Annotated in this window: 17 protein-coding genes and 1 other RNA gene; 14 read left to right on the top strand and 4 right to left on the bottom strand. The window is 51.3% G+C overall.

All coding sequences use genetic code 11. The annotated features are described in order from the left end of the window. Nucleotides 1–67: 67 nt before the first annotated feature. The 9 genes from TPRIMZ1_RS0109800 (at nucleotide 68) to TPRIMZ1_RS0109760 (ending at nucleotide 10,989) form a co-directional block, all read left to right on the top strand. Nucleotides 68–1,618, top strand: a complete 1,551-nt coding sequence (locus tag TPRIMZ1_RS0109800; protein WP_038078431.1) for a spiro-SPASM protein — start codon at nucleotides 68–70, stop codon at nucleotides 1,616–1,618. Next, nucleotides 1,593–2,627 (top strand): hypothetical protein, encoded by a 1,035-nt coding sequence (locus TPRIMZ1_RS0109795; protein ID WP_010258402.1) that lies wholly within the window; start codon nucleotides 1,593–1,595, stop codon nucleotides 2,625–2,627. The genes TPRIMZ1_RS0109800 and TPRIMZ1_RS0109795 overlap by 26 nt, the downstream gene beginning before the upstream one ends. Continuing rightward, nucleotides 2,624–3,355, top strand: coding sequence for a cytidylyltransferase domain-containing protein (locus TPRIMZ1_RS0109790; RefSeq protein WP_010258400.1), 732 nt, complete (start codon nucleotides 2,624–2,626; stop codon nucleotides 3,353–3,355). The genes TPRIMZ1_RS0109795 and TPRIMZ1_RS0109790 overlap by 4 nt, the downstream gene beginning before the upstream one ends. Beyond that, the gene (locus tag TPRIMZ1_RS0109785; RefSeq protein WP_157784212.1) at nucleotides 3,352–5,205 is read left to right on the top strand and encodes a class I SAM-dependent methyltransferase; all 1,854 of its coding nucleotides are present in this window, start codon (nucleotides 3,352–3,354) and stop codon (nucleotides 5,203–5,205) included. Before TPRIMZ1_RS0109790 ends, TPRIMZ1_RS0109785 begins: the two co-directional genes overlap by 4 nt. Then, nucleotides 5,202–6,854 (top strand): ATP-grasp domain-containing protein, encoded by a 1,653-nt coding sequence (locus TPRIMZ1_RS0109780; RefSeq protein WP_038078424.1) that lies wholly within the window; start codon nucleotides 5,202–5,204, stop codon nucleotides 6,852–6,854. Before TPRIMZ1_RS0109785 ends, TPRIMZ1_RS0109780 begins: the two co-directional genes overlap by 4 nt. Nucleotides 6,855–6,862: 8 nt before the next feature. Continuing rightward, nucleotides 6,863–7,981: an N-acetylmuramoyl-L-alanine amidase gene (locus TPRIMZ1_RS0109775; RefSeq protein WP_010258396.1), complete on the top strand. Its 1,119-nt coding sequence runs from the start codon at nucleotides 6,863–6,865 to the stop codon at nucleotides 7,979–7,981. Next, a complete protein-coding gene (locus tag TPRIMZ1_RS0109770) occupies nucleotides 7,978–8,502 on the top strand; it encodes a GerMN domain-containing protein (RefSeq protein WP_010258394.1) in 525 nt (174 codons plus the stop codon). Before TPRIMZ1_RS0109775 ends, TPRIMZ1_RS0109770 begins: the two co-directional genes overlap by 4 nt. 83 nt (nucleotides 8,503–8,585) lie before the next feature. Continuing rightward, nucleotides 8,586–9,614 (top strand): flagellar filament outer layer protein FlaA, encoded by a 1,029-nt coding sequence (locus tag TPRIMZ1_RS0109765; protein ID WP_010258392.1) that lies wholly within the window; start codon nucleotides 8,586–8,588, stop codon nucleotides 9,612–9,614. 112 nt (nucleotides 9,615–9,726) lie between these two features. Further along, entirely contained in the window at nucleotides 9,727–10,989 is a 1,263-nt protein-coding gene (locus TPRIMZ1_RS0109760) for a tetratricopeptide repeat protein (protein ID WP_010258390.1), read from the top strand. Nucleotides 10,990–11,150: 161 nt separating this feature from the next. Here the strand turns inward: TPRIMZ1_RS0109760 and ssrA are convergent. From ssrA to TPRIMZ1_RS0109745, 3 genes are all read right to left on the bottom strand, one after another. Further along, nucleotides 11,151–11,498, bottom strand: a transfer-messenger RNA (tmRNA) gene (gene ssrA / locus TPRIMZ1_RS20055). 56 nt (nucleotides 11,499–11,554) lie between these two features. Then, nucleotides 11,555–12,625: an HD-GYP domain-containing protein gene (locus TPRIMZ1_RS0109750; RefSeq protein ID WP_010258385.1), complete on the bottom strand. Its 1,071-nt coding sequence runs from the start codon at nucleotides 12,623–12,625 to the stop codon at nucleotides 11,555–11,557. Then, the gene (locus TPRIMZ1_RS0109745; RefSeq protein ID WP_010258383.1) at nucleotides 12,615–12,989 is read right to left on the bottom strand and encodes an Hpt domain-containing protein; all 375 of its coding nucleotides are present in this window, start codon (nucleotides 12,987–12,989) and stop codon (nucleotides 12,615–12,617) included. The genes TPRIMZ1_RS0109750 and TPRIMZ1_RS0109745 overlap by 11 nt, the downstream gene beginning before the upstream one ends. A gap of 240 nt (nucleotides 12,990–13,229) precedes the next feature. On the opposite strand from TPRIMZ1_RS0109745, the gene gap reads away from it, so the two are divergent. The 5 genes from gap (at nucleotide 13,230) to TPRIMZ1_RS0109720 (ending at nucleotide 20,761) form a co-directional block, all read left to right on the top strand. Beyond that, the gene (gap, locus tag TPRIMZ1_RS0109740; RefSeq protein ID WP_010258381.1) at nucleotides 13,230–14,288 is read left to right on the top strand and encodes a type I glyceraldehyde-3-phosphate dehydrogenase; all 1,059 of its coding nucleotides are present in this window, start codon (nucleotides 13,230–13,232) and stop codon (nucleotides 14,286–14,288) included. Between the two features lie 102 nt (nucleotides 14,289–14,390). Next, nucleotides 14,391–15,653 (top strand): phosphoglycerate kinase, encoded by a 1,263-nt coding sequence (locus tag TPRIMZ1_RS0109735; protein ID WP_010258379.1) that lies wholly within the window; start codon nucleotides 14,391–14,393, stop codon nucleotides 15,651–15,653. Between the two features lie 110 nt (nucleotides 15,654–15,763). Then, a complete protein-coding gene (gene tpiA / locus TPRIMZ1_RS0109730; RefSeq protein WP_010258377.1) occupies nucleotides 15,764–16,516 on the top strand; it encodes a triose-phosphate isomerase in 753 nt (250 codons plus the stop codon). A 27-nt stretch (nucleotides 16,517–16,543) separates the two neighbouring features. Next, nucleotides 16,544–19,357 (top strand): response regulator, encoded by a 2,814-nt coding sequence (locus TPRIMZ1_RS0109725; protein ID WP_010258376.1) that lies wholly within the window; start codon nucleotides 16,544–16,546, stop codon nucleotides 19,355–19,357. Nucleotides 19,358–19,417: 60 nt separating this feature from the next. After that, nucleotides 19,418–20,761: a citrate/2-methylcitrate synthase gene (locus TPRIMZ1_RS0109720; RefSeq protein ID WP_010258374.1), complete on the top strand. Its 1,344-nt coding sequence runs from the start codon at nucleotides 19,418–19,420 to the stop codon at nucleotides 20,759–20,761. 9 nt (nucleotides 20,762–20,770) lie between these two features. On the opposite strand, the gene fusA is transcribed toward TPRIMZ1_RS0109720, so the two are convergent. After that, entirely contained in the window at nucleotides 20,771–22,858 is a 2,088-nt protein-coding gene (fusA, locus tag TPRIMZ1_RS0109715) for an elongation factor G (RefSeq protein WP_010258371.1), read from the bottom strand. Nucleotides 22,859–22,910: the final 52 nt, after the last annotated feature.

Here is a 22,910-nt window from a genome sequence, read left to right as displayed (position 1 = left end):
TAAATTGGAACCGGCGCTGCGTAATAGGGTTTTGCCTATCCCCGTAATTGCCGATATATTAGATAGTATGAAAGCCATCACTGTTTTGTTCGGCGCTAGCCTTTCTCCTGAAGCCCTCGCCCCGGTTTTTAATGGCAAAAATGCCCTCACCCTGACCTTTGAACGGGCTCGGCGGTTTCCCGGTACGGAGAGGATACTCTTTCTAGGGCTTGAAGGGGAGGATTGTTCCCTGCCCCCGGATCTTACCGGGGTTTACAAGCCTTCGTGGACGAGAAAAAGCCTCCTGGAGGAAATTTCCCAGCAATCCGCAGGCTTTGATCTCAGCTACTTTGCCTGGGCGGATTGCCCGCTGCTGGACCCGGTTCTAGCGGGGAGTATCGCGGAGCGGCATCTGCGCTACGGGGCGGAATATTCCTACGCCGATGGCTGGCCCTATGGCCTTGCGCCGGAACTGCTTTCCCCGGGAACCGCGGGGATCCTGGCTAAGATAATTGGCGGCGATGACGGGCCGGTGGAACGGGACGCCCTGTTTCAGGTGATACAAAAGGATATCAACGCCTTTGATATAGAAACGGAGATTTCTTCTATAGATTTGCGGGTCCATCGTTTAAGCCTTACGGCGGATTCCCGGCGTAACACGCTCCTCCTCTCCCGGCTGATGGAAGCGGGCCTTTCTTCTGCGGCGGACGCCGAGCGGATCATCCCCGCCCATCCTGAATTACTGCGGACCCTCCCGGTGTTTTATACGGTCCAGGCGGCCGGGCCCTGTCCCCAGGCCTGTTCCCTCTGCCCCTACCCGAAATTCGGCGCCGAGTTGCTTGCAACGAAGGACTTCCTGGAACCCCGTTTGTTCGCCGGACTTCTGGATAAAATCAGCGCTTTTTCCGGCGATGCGGTTATTGATATTTCCCTATGGGGGGAGCTTTCCCTCCATCCCCAAAAAGAGGAGCTCATCGCCGCTATCCTTGACCGGCCCGGCCTTTCCGGCGTCATCGAAACTTCCGGCCTGGGCTGGAAAAAAACGGAGCTTGAAGCTCTGGCACTTGCGGCTTCACGGGCAGCGCCGGGGAGACAAAATATGGCCCCCCTGTCCTGGATTGTGTCCCTGGACGCGGCGGACAGCAAGCGGTACCGGGAAATCCGGGGGCCCGGCTTTACCGAAGCTACGGAATGTGCGAAAAACTTGATAACCCTTTTCCCGGAGAGCAGCTATGTTCAGGCGGTCCGCGTTAAAGGCGCGGAGGATGACATCGAACAGTTCTACCGGTTCTGGAAAGATGCGGGGGCTCAGATAATTATCCAAAAGTATGATGATTTTTGCGGCGCCCTGCCCAAATTGCAGGCTTCGGATCTTTCCCCGGTACAGCGCCGCCCCTGTTGGCATCTCATGCGGGATATGGTTATCCTCATGGATGGCCGGGTTCCCCAGTGCCGGGAAACGCTGAACGGCGGGGAAACTCTGGGCAATGCCTTTACCGAAAATCTGGAAACCATCTGGGAGCGGGGTGTACGCTTATACCGGGAACAGTGCTCTTTTCAAGAGGGCGCCGAGAATAATACTAATCAATACAAGGGTCCCTGCGCGGAGTGCGATGAATACTATACCTACAATTTTTAATGAAACCATGCCCTCGTATACCGCTGTGGGGGGCGCCCTTCGCAGCACCTCTACAGGGGTTTCGGCCATACTCCTCAATCGCGGAGGACGGTATCCCCGGCGTACCCTTTTTATGGAACTTGAAAAAGCGGGGTTTGATTGTATTATTTCCCTTGAGGGACCCCATGACCGTTACGATCTGGAGGAACTTTCCGGGCGCTTTCCCTTTGTGCGGTTTATAATCCTTAAAGACACTATTAATTTGGGTGAACAGATAAATCTGGCGGTAACGGAAATAGAAAGCCCCCTTTTTTTTGTTCTCTGGAATGATCTCCGTATCCTCCATGGCGGGGACGCCGCCAAAATTGCAGCCTGGCTCCGGCTTTCCGGGGAAGAATTGCTCAAGTCGCCCCCCGGGAACAGTCCCATACGACGGCTTTGTACGGTACCGGTTATCCAGAATTCCAGAATGGAGACCCTGCCAACCCTTACCACCCCGGCGCGATACCGTTCAAAACTGTTTTGGAAGCTTCGAAACTCCGTTAAGGCCTTGCATTTTTCACCCCAGATAGAAGCCCAACCTTCTCTCTATCCCTTTGATGGGGTGGGCATTTACGACCGGAAACGGTTTATTCACCTAGGGGGATTTGACGGGGCCCTTAAAAACCCCTATTGGCAGCTTATGGACTTCGGGTTTCGTTCCCATTTATGGGGGGAGGAGATCCGCGGTACCCAACTGGTTCGGCTGTCCTACGATGGAGAAGCGGAACCGGAGGATACCTCCGCAGACGCTGGATACCGCCGCTTTTATCTCCGAAATGTGGCTCCGGTTTTTCGAAAGGATTCAGCCCATATCCCCCTGCGGCTTTTCCCGTCTTACTTTTGCAAGACCGGCGGAGACCCTGTTGTGGCATGGGAGGAATTTCAGGAAAACCGGCAGTGGGTAAGCGCTAACGGCCATCGGTTTCAACGGGATGCCCGTATCCTTACCGGCCTATGGGAACAAGAAACGGGGGATTCCGAACCGTGACTGCCCTTATTCTTCAGGGCCGTCTTGATTCCTCAAGGCTACCCAATAAAGCCCTGCTTCCCCTTGGAGAAAAGCCCATGCTCCTGCGGGTTATGGAGGCTGCAAAAATGATCCCCGCGGATCTCCATATCCTGGCCTGTCCCGATGACAGTCTTGCCGCCTTTGGGCCCCTGGTTGGGTCCGCCGGGTTTGAGCTCATGGGCGGGCCTAAGTTCGATGTACTCCGCCGCTACTGTATAGCCATCCGCCATTATTCCGTAGACTGGGTCATCAGGGCCACCGGCGATAACCCCTTTGTTTTTGCCGACGCCGCCTCCGCTTTGCTGCGGGAAACTCAAGCAATGGGTGCCGACTATGCGGGTTACGCCGCTCTGCCCTACGGCGCTGGAGTCGAAGTTGTCAGGGCCCGCGCTCTCTTACAAGCCGGGGAAGAAGCGAGTAGCGAAGCGGAACGTGAACACGTCTGCCCCTTCCTCTACAATCACAGTGAACGCTTTCTCCTTCACCGTCCCCTGGCGCCGCGGATCTGGCAAGGACCGGAGATCCGGCTTACGGTGGACACCGCAGAAGACTACGCGCGGTCCCAACAATTATACTGCGCATTATCACCCCTATCCATGGACGAACGAAGTAACGGTGAAACGATTATTTCTGTTTTTCGGAAAACATTTCAAAACAGTAATTCTGTTTCCGTTACTGATACTATTCTTAAAGTGACACCTCGGTGACAGTCGGATCTCTTTTGGTCGTTCCGGCGCTTGAAAAAAACCGCGGCGGGGGGCACCTTGTCCGCAGCGCCGCCCTGGTCCGCTCCCTCCGCAGGGCCGGGCGGGAGGCTTTCCTCTTTTTGCCCGAAGGCCATAATTGGGAACTGCTTGGGATAGCCGGTCTAAACGGTGAATCCTGGGTACGTCTGGAGGATCCGCGAAAATCCCCGGGGCCGGAAAAAGGATGGGACTTTATTATCCTTGATAAATTCCGGACAAGTCCCGAAGAAGCAGCGTCCTGGTCTGCCTTGGCGCCCCTGGTTGGCATTGATGAGGGAGGGCCGTACCGGAGAAGTTTCGATTTTCTTATCGATATTCTTCCCAACCTTTATACGTGCCGGGAGGATCTTCCCAATATCACCGCCCCGTCCATGATACCCCTGCCTGTTAAGCGCCGGCCCTCATTTTATAATACGGACAGCCACTTACGGGTGCTTATCAGCTTCGGGGCCGAGGATGCTGCGGGCCTTAGTTTTCCTGCGGCCATGGCCTTGGGGAAAAGTTCCCGCAAAAACAAACTTGAAATCACCCTTATTGCCCCGGGACTTCGCTTGAATACGGCGCAAGCTTTCAAGGCTTTTTCAAATATTGTCTTTATTCCAAAGGGAATTCCGGAACTTCGGGAACATCTGGCGGAATATGATCTTCTTGTCACCCATTTCGGCCTCTGCGCCTTTGAGGCTATCCATGCCCGCCTTCCGGTGCTGCTGGTTTCCCCCGGGAGCTACCATGAAAAGCTGGCCCGCAATGCCGGGTTTTTTTCCGCCGGAACCGGTTCCGCCGCCGCCGGCCGTATCGGGCAATTCCTCTCCGATACGAATTTTCTAAACGCCCTCGCCGGGCGCTGTGAAAGTATCGCTTCCCGGTTTGGCCTGGATACTGCTCCCGGGCAAACCCTTGGGGATCTTCTGGCAGGTTTCACCAGTCCCCGAAACCATGGGGGCAATTCCGCTACAAGCTGCCCAGCCTGTGGCGCCCCCGGCAGCCGGAAAACCCCAGCCCGCTTTCCCGGCCGTACATACCGGCGCTGCAGGCGCTGCGGTATGATCTACATGCTTCGATCTTCCCCTCCGGCAATAGAATATGAAACCGATTACTTTTTTGACTTTTATAAAAAACAATACGGAAAAACGTATCTTGAGGATTTTCCCAATCTAATCGCCGCCGGGAAAAAACGGCTCGCCGTTATTAAACACATCCTGGGTAGCAGGGCAGGGCAGGGCGCACGGCTTTTGGACATAGGCTGTGCCTACGGCCCTTTTTTAAGCGCCGCCCGTGGTGAAGGATTTTCCCCGCAGGGTATCGACCCCGCGGCGGACGCGGTTCATTATGTTAGGGAAGAGTTGGGGATACCCGCCCAGGTTGGATTTTTTCCGGACCCATCCCTGCAGGAATCGGAAGGAGAGGAAAGCTTTGAGGTAATTACCCTTTGGTATGTGATCGAACACTTTGCGGATCTTCGTCCGGTATTGGAGGAGATTAACCGGCTCCTTAAAACCGGAGGGGTACTTGCCTTTTCAACACCCTCTTCTTCGGGTATTTCGGGAAAAAAATCTCCGGGAACTTTTCTTGAAAACAGTCCCCAGGATCATTGGACGGTATGGCGCCCCGGTATATGCAGGAAGCTCCTGGCCCGGTATGGATTTAAGCTAAAAAAGATCCAGGTTACCGGCCATCACCCTGAGCGTTTTCCCCTGGGGAATAGGTTCAGGAGGGGAGGGTTCATCTGGAATCTTCTGTTACATCTGAGCTGCCTATTTGGTCTGGGAGATACCTTTGAATGTTACGCAGTAAAAGTGAGGTTACCATGACATCTGAATGTTCAGGAAAACGGCTCTTGATCCTCGGCGCAGGGATTATGCAGGGCCCTGCCATATCCATAGCCAAGGATATGGGGCTTTATACGGTTGTGGTAGATGGGGATCCCCGGGCGCCGGAGGCAGCCAAGGCGGATCGTTTTGAGTGCATCGATCTTAAGGACAAGGAGGGGATCCAAACCCTGGGCGCGACACTGCAATCCCATGGAGGTCTGGCTGGGGTTATGACCGCGGGAACTGATTTTTCCGCCACCGTAGCCTGGGCAGCGGAAAAATTGGGGCTTCCCGGCATTCCATACGCTGCAGCCCTCAATGCTTCTAACAAAGACCGGATGCGCCGCTGTTTTGCCGCCGCCGGAGTTCCCTCGCCTCAATTTACCACCTTCACCACGAAATCCCTGGGTAGATCCCCGAAAAAACTCCCCTTCGATTTTCCGGTGGTGGTAAAACCGGTGGATAACATGGGAGGCCGGGGCTGCCGCCGGGTAAATTCCTCAAAGGAATTAACCGATGCCCTTCCGGAGGCTCTGGAATTCTCCCGGTCCGGCAAGGCTATTGTGGAGGAGTTCATGGACGGCCCGGAATTTTCTGTGGACGCCATTGTTAACAACGAAAACATCATGGTCTGTGGTTTTGCAGATCGCCATATCTTTTACCCCCCGTACTTTATTGAGATGGGCCATACCATGCCGAGCGCCCAGGACAGCGCCGTTATCAAATCGCTCCTGGAAGTTTTTTTTGCCGGGGTACGTTCCCTGGGTATTAGCGCCGGATACGGCGCCGCCAAGGGGGACCTGAAGCTCACCGCCCGGGGCCCCATGATTGGGGAAATAGCCGCCCGTCTTTCCGGAGGCTATATGTCCGGCTGGACCTATCCCTACGCTTCCGGTGTAGAAGTAACCAGGGGCGCCATCCTCGCCGCCCTGGGCCGCCCCTGGTCACCCGGGCCGGATCGGAACCGGACCAGCGCCGAGCGCGCCTTCATCTCCATCCCCGGCAAGGTCCATTCCATCCACGGTCTGGACCAGGCCCGTAAAACCAGGTACGTAAAAAATATCTTCCTCCGTATAGCCGAGGGTAGCTTGGTCCGCTTCCCGGAAAACAACGTTACCAAGTGCGGCAACATCATTAGCGCCGCCCCTTCCCGGAAAGCTGCGGTAAACGCCGCAGAAAACGCCGCCCGGAAAATAGTGATCCGTCTCGATATAAATCAGAGGGAAACCGATGCCTTCCTCGCCTTCCACGCCGATGCCTTCCCCCCGGACGCTTTTAGCCTCCCACCGGATATTCATGCCGCCCTGAACTCGATCCCCGTACAGCCTATTCCGGATCTCCTCCACGCGGCTGCCGGTGATTTGCCGCTTATTGGGATCCACCCGTTTCCGGAATTTACGGGATGTAAAATACGGGATTATGCCGGAAGAACCCCCCGGGAAAGCCTTGAGATAATACGGGTCATAACCGGACTGGCTTTGCCGATAATGGAAGGAGAAATCCACGGGATAGTCCTGGATCGTAATTTTTGGAATGCCCTGATTCGGGGGGGATATCAGGGGGGAATGTATTTTATCGATACCCTCCTTAAGAAACAGGAAATAACCCGTAAGAAATTGAACAAAAAGCGAGGACAGAACAAGCTATGAGTAGGCGAATGCATCAGCCGGGGCGGTACCTGTGCGGGAAACTTCGTTGCAAAATGCGATTTTTCGGCGCTTGCCTTGTGCTTCTTTTCATGAATATCTCGCCGGGCTTGTTTTCAGAAGAAGCTGGGGCAGCCTCACCGGCGGCGCTTAGTCTGGAGGAAACCCTAAAAGCATTGGGGGCGGAACTCCGCTGGGATCCCCTGTTCCGGGCCGGGGTCTTATCCGCCGGAGGGCATTATCTGGCTTTTCAAACCGGAAACGCCGGCGCCCAGGGTATGGCTCTGCTGGATAACCGGGATATACTCACCCTTCCTGTACCGTATCTTGAAGGGGGAACTCTCCATTTTCCCGGGGAATTTGTAAGCGCCACCAAAAAAAACCTGGACGAATATATGCAGAATGAACTATCCCGTTTCCGCATTGCCGCCATCATCGTGGATCCCGGCCATGGGGGCAAGGACAACGGGGCGTCCGGGACCCATAATGTCAACGGACGGCAGTTCACCCTGGTAGAAAAGGATCTTACCCTCAGGGTTTCCCGGAATCTCCACGCCATGCTCAAAGCCGCCTATCCGGATAAGCAGGTACTCCTCACCCGAAACGCCGATACGTATCCTTCCTTAGAAGACCGGGTGGTCATCGCCAATTCGGTCCCCCTTAGGGAGAACGAAGCCATAGTCTTCATATCAATTCACGCAAACGCATCCTTTAGCAAGGCTGCCCGGGGTTACGAAGTATGGTACCTCAGCCCGGATTACCGCCGAACGGTAATTGATGAGTCAAAGTATGCGGATTCCGCCGAGGTAGGCCATATCCTCAATGATATGATGGAAGAGGAATTCACCACAGAAAGCATCACCATGGCCCAACTCATCCTGAACCAGTTCAAGGAAACCCTTGGTCCTGTAATCCCATCCCGGGGCATCAAGGCGGAAGAATGGTTTGTGGTACGCAACGCCCGTATGCCCTCCATACTGGTAGAGCTTGGCTTTGTCACCAACGAAGCCGACGCCCTCCTCATGACCAACGAGACCTACTTGATGAAATTTTCCCAAGCGTTATATAAAGGTATAACACAGTTTGTCACCGTGTTTGAACGTTCCGGAGGATTTACCAACATCGAATGAAAGGTTTTATCAAGGACTTCCCGGCCGCCGCCGCAAGATTCCTGCAAAAAAAAGCGCAGCGTCGGTTTATGTACCTGTGCCTTCTTGGAATTCTAGCTTTTGCCGATTTTCTTATTTTAGGGCTTGTCAGGCGGACCTTTGTATTTTATTCTATAGATACTGGGATCCCGGTAGTGGAAGACCGTATGGTGTCCCAAACCGGATCCCGGGAAAACGTTATTAGCCGGTACGTGAAAGAGGCGTTGTTAGGGCCGGTTTCTCTGGATTCGGCGCCGCTTTTTTCCAAGGGAACCCGGCTTGAATCTTTGTTATACCGGGATGGGGTGATATACGCAGACCTGTCGGAGTCTGCGGCTCTGGCTCCCCTGAACGGGGCGGATGTTTTTACCGGCTTATACACCCTTTATGGAGGTATTAGACGGAATTTTTCGTATGTTAAGGATGTACGGTTGTTTATAGCCGGACACGAGGCATATTCCGAAAAATTTCGTGAAAAATTTGTCGGTATTGCCGATATTTAATCGGAAGAGCGTTGACAAAGAATAAAGAATTCGTATACTTTTTAGTATCTAGTTCTATGATCATTAAATGAAAGGAGCAGTGAATGAAAAGGATATTCATTCTAGTCACTGTAGCGTTGTTTACCGCCGGAGCGGTGTTTGCTGACGAAGCCGTACTGATCGATTTCGCCAAACTTGCAGCGGATATCACGGTCAATGATGACAGTGATGGCGCAAAGCCTAATGAAAACCGGAGGACCATGATGGATTATGGTACCGTAGCCGGCGGCAGCTTCACCACCGAACAAAAACAGGTGATGAAAACATCCCTTGCCATAACCAATTGGGAGATTGACCTAGCGTCATCTTCCCGTACCGTTGGGAATGTTGCCCGAAGTTACACTTCCGAGGCTCCTTCCAAGCAATACGGTACCGTTCTGGGTGTACGGATTCATTTCCCTGTGGAACCATTTAATTCTTGGGCTATTATCAGGCCGCCCTTTGATATTCCTGCGTACGAAGCTCAGGCAGAGGTCGATGATGATGGAAATATCCAGCCTGCCGAGGATAACGATTTTACCGGTCCTTCCCGCTTTGAAGACGGGTATGGTGTGGTAAAGAACGTAGGAGCTATCAAATCGGTAGCGGTTGACGTTTATGGCCTTAATTTCCCCCACGGCCTTTCTACCATTCTTGTTGATCCCCAGGGGAACAAGAAGTCGATATTTATGGGTTATGTCAATTTTGACGGCTGGGGAGAACTTCGCTGGGAAAATCCCCAATATGTTCAGGCTATACGGAACCGGGATTTGCGTATCTATCCCTTGTATCCCGAGGCGACTCCCTTTGTGAAGTTTGGTGGCTTCCTTGTTCAGCGGGATGCCGCGAGGGAAGGCGGGGATTTCATTGGATATTTCAGGGATGTAAAGATTATCTACGATAAAGCGGTTCTTGATACAGACCGGGATATTGATGATGAGGCTCTTTGGGGCATAATTCGGGATCGGGAAACTGCGAAGAAAGTATACGAAATGGAACAGTTTGGGCACGATCAGGTATTGCGGTATCTTGAAAATCAGAAACAGGCTACCGAGAATTCCTTTACTCCGGCGCCCACTACGGACCAGCAATAAGTTCGGTGGGGGGCTCCCAAAGCTTGGTTAGAGTCCACTAAGATTTGTTTGACTGTCTGGAAAATCATTACGATTTTCCAGACAGTTTTTTTTTAAGCTAAGGAAAACATTGATGGAAAAATTCAAACTTCCGGATCGTCATATCCTTCAGAAACAGTATGAACGGCACAGCGAGGCCATGGTCAATGTCACCAAGGAATTACGGGAATTAATCGAACAGGCGGTTCAGGAACTCCCTTCTCCTCCCACCATTAAGGGCAGGCCAAAGGATTTTAACAGTTTCTTTAAAAAGTACATCCGCATTCTTAACAGCCAATCCTCGGAACTTCAGGCTAAAATTCCCGTGAAAGATGGGATGCCCCGGATTACCGACCTGATCGGCATCCGTATTGTATGCCCCTTTCTTGAGGAAGTTGATACGGTAGAGGCCCTGCTAACAAAGATTTTTGATATTGTTGAAGTTGAAAAGAAGGGATCTAACTATTCTTTTAAAGAATTTGGTTATGAATCTACCCATATCCTGGTTAAAATCCCCCCCCATTTGATAGAAAAGTATGGTGATTGCGGCTGTGATGTAGCGGAGGTTCAAGTCCGTACCATACTTCAGGATGCTTGGGCCGAGGTGGAGCATGAACTGGTCTATAAAGCCGAATTTACACCCTTTGACGAACCGATGAAACGTAAACTTGCAGCAATAAACGCCAATCTTTCTCTGGCGGATATTATATTTAAGGAAATTAGAACCTATCAGCGGCAGTTAAATGAGGAATTTGGGAAACGCCGGTATTCTTTCTTCAAAAAAATAGAAGACGCCACGGATTCTTTTTTATTTGACACCGGGGATCAGGAAGAAAAAATGGATGGGATCCCCGCAGAATTCAGTATAGGGGTTACGGATAGCGCATCCATGGACGATCTCCTCCTGAATGCCCTTTACGCCCACAATAAGAACCAGTTTAACGAGGCAATCTATTTTTACAGCCGCATTCTGGAAATGAATCCCGATAGCTCAGTCTGCGCCTTAGTTCATAAGCACCGTGGGATGGCTAATTTTGCCCGGTCCAATTACGAAGATGCGGTGGAGGACTTTACCCAATCGCTGAAACTGGACCCGAAGTCCTACAAGTCGGCCTATTACCGAGGCTTGGTCAAGGCGGTACGCCAGCAATATTCAGAGGCGGTGGACGATTTTACCCTGTCCATCGATATAAACCCCTACCAACACTACTGCCTGTACCGCCGGGGCCAGGCTTATTATCACTTGGGCGATTTACCTCAGGCTTTGGCGGACTGCGAATCCGCTTTGGTTTTAGACCCGGATTCGCGATCGGCACAGCAGTTCAAGGAGATTCTGCGAAAAAAGCTGAAAATGTAGGTGAGGGGAGTCGGAGGTGAGGGGAGTCGAACCTTCGTGTCTTTTTGGCAAAGACCCCGCTGCGGCCCTACGCACCTGCTTGGGCCGCAGCGGGGCAGGACAGGGGTTCGACTCCACTTGGTTTTTAAATTTATCGGTTAAGATTTACGGTGAGACAAAAGTTTTGGAGGTGAGGGGAGTCGAACCCCTGTCCTACTACGCGCAGTACAAACGTCTACAGGTTTAGCCGTGAATTGTTTTGTCGGGGTAGGCTTGGCTTCACGGCGGGCGGCCTGTCCGTATTCCGGGAGTTTCTCGCCGCAGCCCGTCCGGAACCGGGAATTGGCCAGCCTCGATTGCGACGGAAAGCCGGTCCCTCAAGGCGGCGGGGCCGGGTTCCGCGCTCTACTGCTTACGCAGCGAAAGCGTAACTGTCGTTGTTGGCAGTTAAAATTTTGCCGAATCAGGAGATCGGCACTCCACCTGCAGCTTGCACCCCGAACCGTACCAGTCGAAACCGGTGCACCCCCGAGTCTTAGTATAGTATACGCCTTTTAAGGTATTGTGTGCAAGCTCGTCCTAGCTGCTATTGGTTACTTCGGGAAATCTCCTGGAATTTATCTTGTATCTGTATTACCGCATCGGTGAGTACCGGGTCAAACTGGGTTCCCTTGCCCTCTACGATGATGTGAATGGCTTCATCATAGGACATGGCGGACTTGTAAACCCGGGCGCAAACCAGGGCGTCGTACACGTCCGAAAGGGCTGCTATCCGGGCAGCCAGGGGGATATCGTAGCCCTGGAGACCCTGAGGATAACCCTTGCCGTCAAAGCGTTCATGGTGGCTGTAGGCTATACTTCGGCAATGCCGGAGGTAAATGGAATCCTTGTCTTTTACGGCGGTCATCATTTCTTCAATAATGTTCTTCCCAACCACCGTATGGGTTTTCATAATGTCATATTCATCCGGGTCCAATTTCCCCGGCTTGAGGAGTATCTTGTCGGGGATGCCAATCTTCCCCACATCGTGGAGGGCCATGGATTTGGTGATTATTTCGGGTTGCATACCCCGGAGTTCAGCGGCATATTCTGACTCGGATTCCAGGAGATACTCTACCAGGGCCTTACAGAAGAATTGGGTCCGCTTGACGTGGCTGCCGGATTCCAGGTTTCGGTATTCAATGATATTCGCCAGGGCCTGCAGGGTATTATCCAGGGTAGCGGTGGCTTCGGCGGTCTTTTCGGCTACCATATCTTCCAGACTGTCGCTGTAATTTTTCAGTTCAAGCTGGTTCTTTACCCGGAGCTTGACGATTTCCTCATTGAAGGGCTTATTGATAAAATCCACGGCGCCGGCGGCCAGACCTTCGCTTTCGTTATCCGAAGTGGTGATGAAAATAACCGGAATCCGCTTGAGGGCCTTATCGGATTTCATGATTTCAAGCAATTCATACCCGTTCATTTCGGGCATAAAAACGTCCAACAGGATGATCTTGGGGAGAACATCGGCTTTATGCAGCTTATCCAGCGCCTCAACCCCATTACTGGCGGTCATGATATTGTAGTTATCCTTCAGGATTTCCTCAAGGATCATAACATTCATATCAACATCGTCAACAACCAGTACGGTTGGGAGGTTATTGATGCTATCCGCCATATTTTGCTACTACCTCATCAAGGAGAACTAACGTTTCAGCAAAACATTTTTTAACCGATTCCTGGGTACCAGGATCCAGGGCGCCAGCCTTTATTTGGGCTTCTGTTTCCACGGTTTGTTTATAGAGCTCCGTTAAGGCCAAATTGGCGGCGATCCCCTTAAGGGTATGTATTGAAATCTTGGCTTTTTCATAGTCCCCGGCCGCAACAAAACTCAAGACTTCGTCCAGGGAACCGGCATTACTGGTTTTAAATTTAGTCAAAAGCTTTGCAAAGAGCTTTCCGTTGTTTATAACCCTTTTTAGTCCCTCATCAATATTGATATAAACTGCACCGTTGGCGCCGGTAATAACATTTTCAGCCATCCCATCCCCCAAAATAACCCCGTAAGGTTGAAATCTAATATAAATTAAATAAAGTATAGCCCCTTATCACGGATCAGTCTATACCCTAGTATTATACTACGGAATTCGTTTTTTCGGCAAGCTTTCTCCAAAAATAGCGTAATTTTATCATTCTGCCCTTCATTTGACAGGTCCCCCACTTGTTTTTTTTTTGTATTTCCTCTAATATATTGTATATATAATTATCTATTGGAGGTTTTGATGAAAGTAGCTATTAACGGATTTGGCCGTATTGGCCGTCTGGTGTTCCAGGCCCTTGTGGGTCAGGGACTTCTTGGAAAAGATAAGATCGATGTGGTAGCGGTGGTGGATATTTCCACCGATGCGAAATATTTTGCCTATCAGCTTAAATATGATTCTACCCAGGGCCAGATGAAAGCGGATATCGGTACCGATGGTGACGATGTTCTTGTGGTAAACGGCCACAAAATCAAGTGCCTGAATGGTAAATCCGTGTCCGGTATCTCGGAATTGCCCTGGAAAAGCCTGGGGATTGACTATGTTATCGAATCCACCGGCCTCTATACCAATGAAAAAGCCTATGGACATATCGAAGCGGGGGCCAAAAAGGTCATTATTTCCGCTCCCGCCAAATCCGGCGACGATTCCAAGCCCATTAAAACCTTTGTCATTGGGGTAAATAACGAGGAATACGATCCTTCCAAGCACCATGTCCTTTCTAATGCAAGCTGCACCACTAACTGCCTTGCGCCATTGGTGCATGTTCTCCTGAAAGAAGGGTTCGGCATTGAAACCGGTCTTATGACCACCATCCACAGCTTAACGGCAACACAGAAAACTGTGGACGGCGTTTCCGCCAAGGACTGGCGGGGTGGCCGGGCTGCTGCGGAAAACATCATCCCCTCCACCACCGGCGCGGCCAAGGCAGTTGGGGAAGTGCTTCCCTCCACCAAGGGTCATCTTACCGGTATGTCTTTCCGGGTACCTACCCCCACGGGTTCCGTGGTAGACCTGACCTTCCGGTCCGTTAAGGATACTTCTATCCAGGAAATCGACGCGGCCCTCAAAAAGGCCAGTGAGACCTACCTTAAGGGTATCCTGCAGTACGCTAATGAGGAAATTGTCTCCCGGGACATTATCCACAATCCGCATACCTCAATTTATGACAGCCTTGCCACCCTCCAGAATAATCTCCCCGGGGAGAAGCGGTTCTTCAAGGTAGTTTCCTGGTACGATAACGAATGGGGCTATTCCAACAAGGTTGTGGATCTCCTGAAGTATATCGACAGCAAAAAGTAAGGCTAAAGAAGCAGGAATTTGGAGGCTCCGACCCGCAGCGGGCGGGGCCTTTTTACTTTTGTGTCCTCTGTGGTTAAATTAATTCTATATAGGAGCTTATAAATGATTAAAACGGTAAAAGATGTAGATCTTAAGGGCAAGCGGGTTATCATGCGGGTGGACTTCAATGTCCCCATGAAAGACGGCGTTGTCCAGGACGATACCCGTATCACCGCAGCTATTCCCACGATCAAATATATCCTGGACCAGGGGGTTAAGACGCTGACCCTAATGAGCCACCTGGGAGACCCTTCCAAGGATGCTAAAAAGGCTAAGGAAAAGGCGGAAAAAGACGGTAAGACCTTTGACGAGGCCGCCTATATTAAGGGTAAGCACCGGATAGCGCCGGTAGCCGCCTATCTGGAAAAGAAGCTGGGCAAAAAGGTTGTCTTTGCCGGGGAAGATTCGGACTATGGAAAAAAAGCCTTCATCGATGGGCAGCCCGCGGGAACGGTGATCATGCTGGAAAACACCCGGTTCCACAAGGAAGAGACATCCAAGGAAGCGGCGGACCGGGATAAGCTGGCCAAGGAGCTGGCTTCCTACGGGGATATTTTTGTGAACGATGCTTTCGGTACCGCCCACCGGGATCACGCCTCTACCGCATCTATCGCCAAGTTCGTGCCTATTTCAGTGGCGGGTTTTCTTATGGAAAAAGAGGTTAACTACCTGGAGCCCATTGTTACCAGTCCCCAGAAACCTCTGGTGGCCATCATCGGCGGCGCCAAGGTTTCCTCCAAGATTGCAGTTTTAGAAAGTCTTTTGAAGAACGCCAGCGCACTGGTGATTGGCGGCGGCATGGCCTACACGTTTCTTAAGGCCCAGGGCCATAAGGTGGGCAAATCTTTAATTGAAGATGAACAGCTGGATACCGCAAAGCAGATCCTTGCGTCTGCGCAAAAAATCGGCGCCGACATTGTCCTTCCGGTGGATCATGTGGCAGCCGAAACCTTTGACCCCGCTGCCAAACCGATAGCGGTGGACAGCCTGGATCTCCCGGATAATCTTATGGGCCTGGATGTAGGTCCCAAGACGGTAGCTAAATACAAGGACGTGCTTGCCAAGGCTAAAACCATAGTATGGAACGGCCCGGTTGGGGTCTTTGAGTTCGACGCCTTTGCCAAGGGTACCGAATCGGTGGCTAAGCTCGTAGCGGAAGCTACCGGCCGGGGAGCTATAACCGTAGTAGGCGGCGGAGATTCCGTAGCTGCGGTAAACAAGTTTGGCCTCGCCGACAAGATGAGCCACGTTTCCACCGGCGGCGGAGCTTCACTGGAATTACTGGAAGGTAAAAAGCTGCCCGGCATCGAAGTAACCCGCGGGTAAGAAAAGAGGGAAGATATAGAAACCACGAAGGACACAAAAGATAAGAAATTACTATTAATAACAACCTTTGTGTCCTTCGCGGTTAAAAATTATTTATAAGGAGTATTTTTATGAGCAGAACTTACTACATTGCAGGAAATTGGAAGATGCATAAAACACGGGCGGAGGCGGCGGAGCTTGCAAAGGCTCTGGTGTCGCAGCTTAAGGACGGTAAGCACAAGTACCTGGTAGCCCCGACCTTTACCAGCATTGAAACCGTGGCAGCAATTGTGAAGGGCAGCAATATCCGTTTAGGCGCCCAGAACATGGCCGCCGAGGAACAGGGCGCCCATACGGGGGAAGTTTCGGTGCTGCAGCTGAAGGACCTGGGTGTCCAGACGGTGATCCTGGGACACAGTGAAAGGCGGCATGTCTACAAAGAAGATGACGCCCTGATAAATAAAAAGGTAAAGCTGGCCCTGCAGCACGGCCTTGAGGTGATCCTCTGCGTAGGGGAACTCCTTTCGGAACGGGAAGCGGGCAAGGCGGAAGCGGTATGCGAGACCCAGACCGTCAAGGGGCTTGAGGGCGTAGGCGCAAAGGATCTTTCCAGTATCGTTATCGCCTATGAACCGGTGTGGGCCATCGGGACCGGCAAGACCGCCACCCCGGAGGACGCCGACGCTATCCATGCGTATATCCGCAAGGTGGTAGGAAAATTGTACGGGGAAGCGGAAGCCCAGAAGATCATTATCCAGTACGGCGGATCGGTTAAGGCTGATAATGCCGCACAGCTTATGGCCAAAGAAAATATTGATGGCGCATTGGTTGGCGGGGCTGCCCTTAAGGCGGATAGCTTCGTACCCATAGCAAAATTCAGCTGAGCCAATTTTGATATTTAAGATGGTGTTATGATTCAACTAAAAAGGCTGAAAAAAATATTTTATGGAAATACTGCGGTAATTCTTTTTTCCGTAGCGGCCTTTTTAGTTTTGATAATTTCTATCTACGCAAGTGTTTTAATCAGTTCACTTTCGTCCTATCTGCGGGATACCATTGAAGAACGGCTTATGGCCACCGGCCGCGAAGCCGCCAAATTAATCAGTCCGGAAGAATTGGCGGAGCTGGTGGTTCCCGCCGATATGGAAAAACCCCTCTATGCCGATGTCCGCCAGCGGCTCATTCGGTATGGGGAAGAAACCAATATACTTTTTGTCTATTTTTATCGGATAACTGAAGATAATATGACGCAGCCCATTGTGGACAATGATGAGACTGAAGAGGCCTATAACCTCAATTCCGAAGCTCTGGAAATGGAGCCCATGATTTTGCGGGCATATCAGGAAGGTGTCACGGTTACCACCCCATTGGGGGATTATTCCATTGGGTATGGCGGGCTTCTTTCGGCATTTTCTCCCATATTTGATAAAAATGGAGAGGTAATCGGTATTGCAGGGGTGGACATCCCCGATGAACGGCTCTTGAAAACCACGATCCACAGTGTAGCCCTCTCAGCTTTACTGTTGATTTCCCTGGCCTTTCTCATTACCGCCGGATTTATTAGTCTTTCCGTTTATAAAAAGAAGGAACAGGAATCTTCCAAGCAGTTCAGGCAGCAGGTGCTGATGACGGACCTGGCGCGGCATTTTATCTCTACCAATGTGGATACCGCCGGGCTTATTAACGAAGCCTTAAGGATTACCGGCGAATTTTTGGATGTTACCAGGATGCTGGTGGGGGTGGCTGAACCGGATTCGGAGATAAGCCATGCCGCCTATGTCTGGTGCGCTACCGATGATATTGTCACTGCCCCCGATACGGAGGGGCTCAATGAAATCATCAATAGTTTCCCCCGGCAGCAGCCGGCCGATGGTTCTGTTCCTATGATTGCCTGTAATAGTATTCGTGCGGATCCACGCTTCGAGGTCATGGAAAAGGTTGCGGTTAAATCCTTTATCATGGTTCCCCTCTATGTGGACGGCCGGTACTGGGCGGTGCTGAGCGTAGAGGAATGTTTGGCGGAGCGGGTCTGGAGCGAGGGTGATAAACAGCTTGTTCACACCGTATGCAGCGTTATTGCCGGCAGTGTAGGCAGGGACCGCCGGGAACGGGAACGGGACGCCGCTCTGGAACAGGCGGAAAAGGCCAGCAAAGCCAAGACCGATTTCCTGGCAAACATGAGCCACGAGATCCGTACCCCCATGAACGCCATCATCGGTATGACATCTATTGCCAAATCATCTTCTGATTATGAGAAAAAAGAATACTGTCTGAATAAGATCAGCGAAGCGTCCACCCATTTATTAGGGGTCATCAACGATATTCTGGATATGTCAAAAATTGAGGCTAATAAATTTGATCTTTCCCCGGATGAATTTGTCTTTGAAAAGCTGTTACAAAAAGTAGTGAATGTAATTAATTTCCGGGTGGAAGAAAAAAGCCAGATTTTAACGGTTCATTTTGATAAAAATATTCCCCGGTCATTTTATGGGGATGATCAGCGCCTTGCCCAGGTGATAACAAATCTGCTTTCAAACGCCGTAAAGTTTACCCCCGAATTAGGTACTATTAAGCTGGATACACAGCTAGAAAAAAAAGAGGGTATCATTTATACCATCCGCATCAGCGTTACCGACTCCGGTATCGGGATAAGCCAGGAACAGCAGTCCCGGCTTTTCTCGTCCTTTGAACAGGCCGAAACCGGTACCTCCCGCAAATTCGGCGGGACCGGCCTGGGACTGGCCATTTCGAAGCGTATCGTGGAGATGATGGGCGGTACGATCTGGATTGAGTCGGAACTGGGAAAGGGCGCATCCTTTATCTTTACGGTGAAGCTTGAGTTGGGGCCGGATCATCCGGAGGAGAGCCTTCTCAGTCCCGGAATAAACTGGAAAAACCTGCGGGTCCTTGCGGTGGATGACTCCGAGGATATTAGGGCCTATTTTTTGGAACTCGCAGAAAGACTGGGCTTTAACTGTGAGACCGCCGCCTCCGGGGAAGATGCAATTGCCCGTATCGAAAAGAACGGCCCCTACGATATGTATTTTGTTGACTGGAAAATGCCCGGCATGGACGGCATCGAACTTTCCCGTTGGATTAACGAAAAAGCCGCTGTGCAGAATCAACAGGATGCCGTTCTCTCAAAATCCGTAGTAATAATGATTTCCGCAACAGAATGGAACACCATTGAGGATGATGCGAAAAAAGCCGGGGTTGCCAAGTTCCTTCCAAAACCCCTGTTTCCTTCCGCCCTGGCGGATATCATCAACCAGTGTTTGGGAAAAAATACTATTGTTGCAGCATCGGAATCTGAAAAAACGGTAGCGGATGATTTTAGCGGCCGCCATATCCTTCTTGCGGAGGACGTGGAGATAAACCAGGAGATCGTGATCGCTCTTTTGGAACCTACATCCATTATGATAGACTGCGCCGGGAATGGTGCTGAGGCGCTGCGGATATTCTCCGGGGATCCGGCGAAGTATGATATCATTTTGATGGATGTCCAGATGCCTGAAATGGACGGGTACGAGGCTACCAGAAAAATTCGTGCTTCCGGCCTTCCCAATGCTGATACCATCCCCATCGTTGCCATGACCGCCAATGTGTTTAGAGAGGATATTGAGAAATGTCTTGCGGTGGGTATGAACGATCATGTCGGGAAACCACTGGATTTTGAGGAAGTTCTGGCAAAACTGCGGCTATACCTGGGTAAAAAAAGATCCTAACTATTGTATAAAGATTCCAAGTCTACTATAATTCTTGCATAAATATGCGTGGAGGCTCTGATGTCAAGCATCAAGGAATATCTCTCTGAAATAACCGGAAATGATTATATCGATTCCGAGCTGTACACACGGTTTAACGTAAAACGGGGACTTCGCAATGCCGATGGAACCGGGGTATTGGTAGGGCTTACCAGGATAGGGGATGTCCATGGCTATATTCTGGATGAGGGGGAAAAGATCCCCGTGGCCGGCAAGCTCTTTTACCGGGGCATTGATGTGGAGGAACTGGTCTCCAATGCCGCTGCCGAAGGGCGCTTCGGCTTTGAGGAGACGGTCTACCTCCTCATGTTCGGAATACTTCCCAACAAAGAGCAGCTGGCTAATTTCAGTACCCTCCTTGGGGATAAGCGGGCCCTGCCGGCGAATTTTGCTGAAGACAGTATCATGAAGGCCCCTTCTCGGGACATTATGAATAAGCTTAGCCGTTCTGTATTAACCCTCTATTCCTGGGATGATGATCCGGAAAATCTGTCCCCTGAAAATGTGCTCCGCCAATGTATTGAACTCATAGCCCGGTTTCCAACCATTGTAGCCTATTCCTATATGGCTAAAAAACATTACTACGATCACGAAAGCCTGATCATCCATCTGCCGGCGTCTTCCTGCTCCACCGCAGAAAGCGTCCTTTCCCTGATCCGGCCGGATCAGCAATTTACCAAGTTGGAAGCGGAGATCCTGGATCTGGCCTTGATCCTCCATGCCGAGCATGGCGGGGGAAATAACTCTACCTTTGCGGTACACCTGGTTTCTTCCGCAGATACCGATACCTATGCTGCGCTAACTACGGGGATAAATTCCCTTAAGGGCTTTAAGCACGGCGGGGCCAATATTAAGGTCATCCGAATGATGGACGATTTAAAGAAACATGTTAAGCACTGGGACAATGTTGGGGAAGTGGCGGACTATCTGGGGGATGTACTCCGGGGAGAAGCCTATGATCACACCGGATTGATCTATGGTATAGGCCATGCGGTTTATACTATTTCAGATCCCCGGGCGGTGCTTCTGCGGAATAAGGCCGCTATTCTGGCGGAAGAAAAGAACCTCATCGATGAATTTAACCTATATCGCCTTATCGAAAGGATCGTCCCCGATGTTTTTAAGAAAGTAAAAGGCTCGGATAAGGAAATTTGCCCCAATGTGGACTTCTATTCCGGCTTTGTGTACGGCATGTTGGGCATACCGGAAGAACTCTATACTCCTATCTTCGCGGTAAGCCGTGTGGCAGGCTGGTGCGCCCACCGCATGGAGGAAATAGTATCCGGCGGCAAGATAATACGGCCAGCCTATAAGTGCGTTCAGAAACGTCTTGGCTATGCGCCTATCTCCGGGCGGAAAGGGTAGTAGGGGTTTTTACTCCTCCTCTTCCTTCACCCTGAAGGCCTCCGATGCTTTGATCACATCTTCGGCGATACGGCCTGATATGGGCGCGTAGTGGTCAAACCCCACGCTGAAGGAGCCGGTGCCGCTGGTGATGGAGCGCAGGTCTATGGAGTAGCGCAACAGTTCCGCCAGGGGAACCTGGGCGCGGATCTCTTCGATACCGCCGCCCAGTGAATCCTGTCCGAGGATCTTCCCCCGTTTACTCGAAAGATCGGACATAACATCCCCCAGATATTTATCTTCCACAAAGACCGTAAGGTTATTCACGGGTTCCAGCAGGGTAGGGGCGGCCTGGCGCATGGCTTCCCGAAAGGCGTTCCGGGCGGCGAGTTTAAAGGCCAATTCCGAAGAATCTACGGGGTGGTATTTACCATCAACAATCTTAACTTCCACGTCCACCACGGGATAGCCCGCCATGGTACCCGCAGCCATCCCCTCCACGACCCCCTTCTCAACTCCGGGGATATAGTTCTTTGGGATGGATCCGCCAAAGATGGCGTTAACAAACTGATAATTTTCACCCCGCTTGAGGGGGGCAATTTCCAGCAGTACCTTACCGTACTGGCCATGGCCGCCGGTTTGCTTTTTGTGGGTATATTCGGCGTTGGACTTTTTGGTAATGGTTTCCCGGTAGGCTACCCGGGGAATGTGGGTTTCCACTTCTATCTTCTGATTTTGCTTTATCTTGTCTAAAATAATATTCACCTGGAGCTCGCCCATACCGGAGATTACCGTCTCCTTAGTTTCCACATTAAACTGATAGCGGAACGTATGGTCTTCATCCGCCGCCCGGACGAGGAATTCCCCAAGCTTATCGTCATCTTTTTTAGCCGCCGCATTAACCGCCACCGAATGGACCGGTTCGGGAAGCCGCAGGGACAGAAACTTGAACGCCGAATCGACGGCGCTGATGGTATCATTCGTTCTGAGGGTCGGTGATTTAGATACGATCCCCACATCTCCGGCGAAAAATTCCTTCACCTCCTCCAGTTTTTTTCCTACACAGGTATATAATTTGCCTATCCGCTCTTTTTTGTTTTCCGAAACATTATAGGCCTCCGATTCGGCGGCCAGCTTGCCCGTAATAACCTTGATCCAGGACAGTTTGCCCGAAAACTGGTCGTAGGTGGTCTTAATAACCAGGGCGGAAAGGGGTTTATCCGAATCGATAGGTATTTCTTTTTGATTTCCTTCTCCATCCAGAACCAAATCCTTGGCAGTATTGGGGGTGGGACTGACTTCGGCGAGAAAATCCAGGAAGGGCACAAGGCCGGAATTTTTAAGAGCCGACCCGGCAAAGGCGGGAATTATCTTATGATCCGCCAGGGCCTCGATAAGTCCCTTGTAAATTTCCTCCGCTTCCAGGGCGCCCTTATTGATATAATGCTCCATTAGGTTGTCATCCCCCTCAGCGGCGGCTTCAATAAGCCGTTCCCGGGCGGCAGCGACGGCTTCCTTAAACTCAGCGGGGATGGCCCCCTCTTTTTCTAAACCCCCACCCTGGTCAATAAACCAGGCCTTTTCATGCAATACGTCGATAACCCCGGTAAAGGCGGGGCCTGCACCCATGGGCAGGCTTAAAGGTACCGGATCAACCTTGAATTTTTCTTTTATATCAATCAGGACCTTGTTAAAATCGGCCCGCTCTTCGTCCAACTTGGTAATATAGAAACCCCGAGGCTTTTTGCGGCCCTCCAGATTGCGCCAAAGCTTGACCGTCTCAATCTGGACACCGGAACGGCCATCTACGGTCAGAACGGCAAATTCCGAGGCGCGGAAAGTGAGGATCACGTCCCCGATAAAATCCGAAGATCCGGGGGTATCAAAAATATTGATTTTCTTACCATTCCGATCAATATGGGCCAATGCGGCATGGATGGATATCTTTCGTTCAATTTCTTCCGGGCTGGAGTCCCCCACGGTCTTTCCGGATTCGACGGTTTCGGGCTTAGGCAGTGCGTTACCGGCAAAGAGAAGCCGTTCAAAAAGGGTTGTTTTACCGGTCCCACCATGGCCGGCTATGGTGACATTTTTGATAAGATCCGTGGTATAACTCATGACACTCTCCTTGATGTATTTTCGACAAGTCTATCATGAATCGGTAAGGGCG

This window comes from Treponema primitia ZAS-1 (assembly GCF_000297095.1).
GTDB lineage: Bacteria > Spirochaetota > Spirochaetia > Treponematales > Breznakiellaceae > Termitinema > Termitinema primitia_A.
The sequence above is the reverse complement of the archived record's forward strand: the minus strand, read 5'-3'. Positions and strand labels throughout refer to the sequence as shown.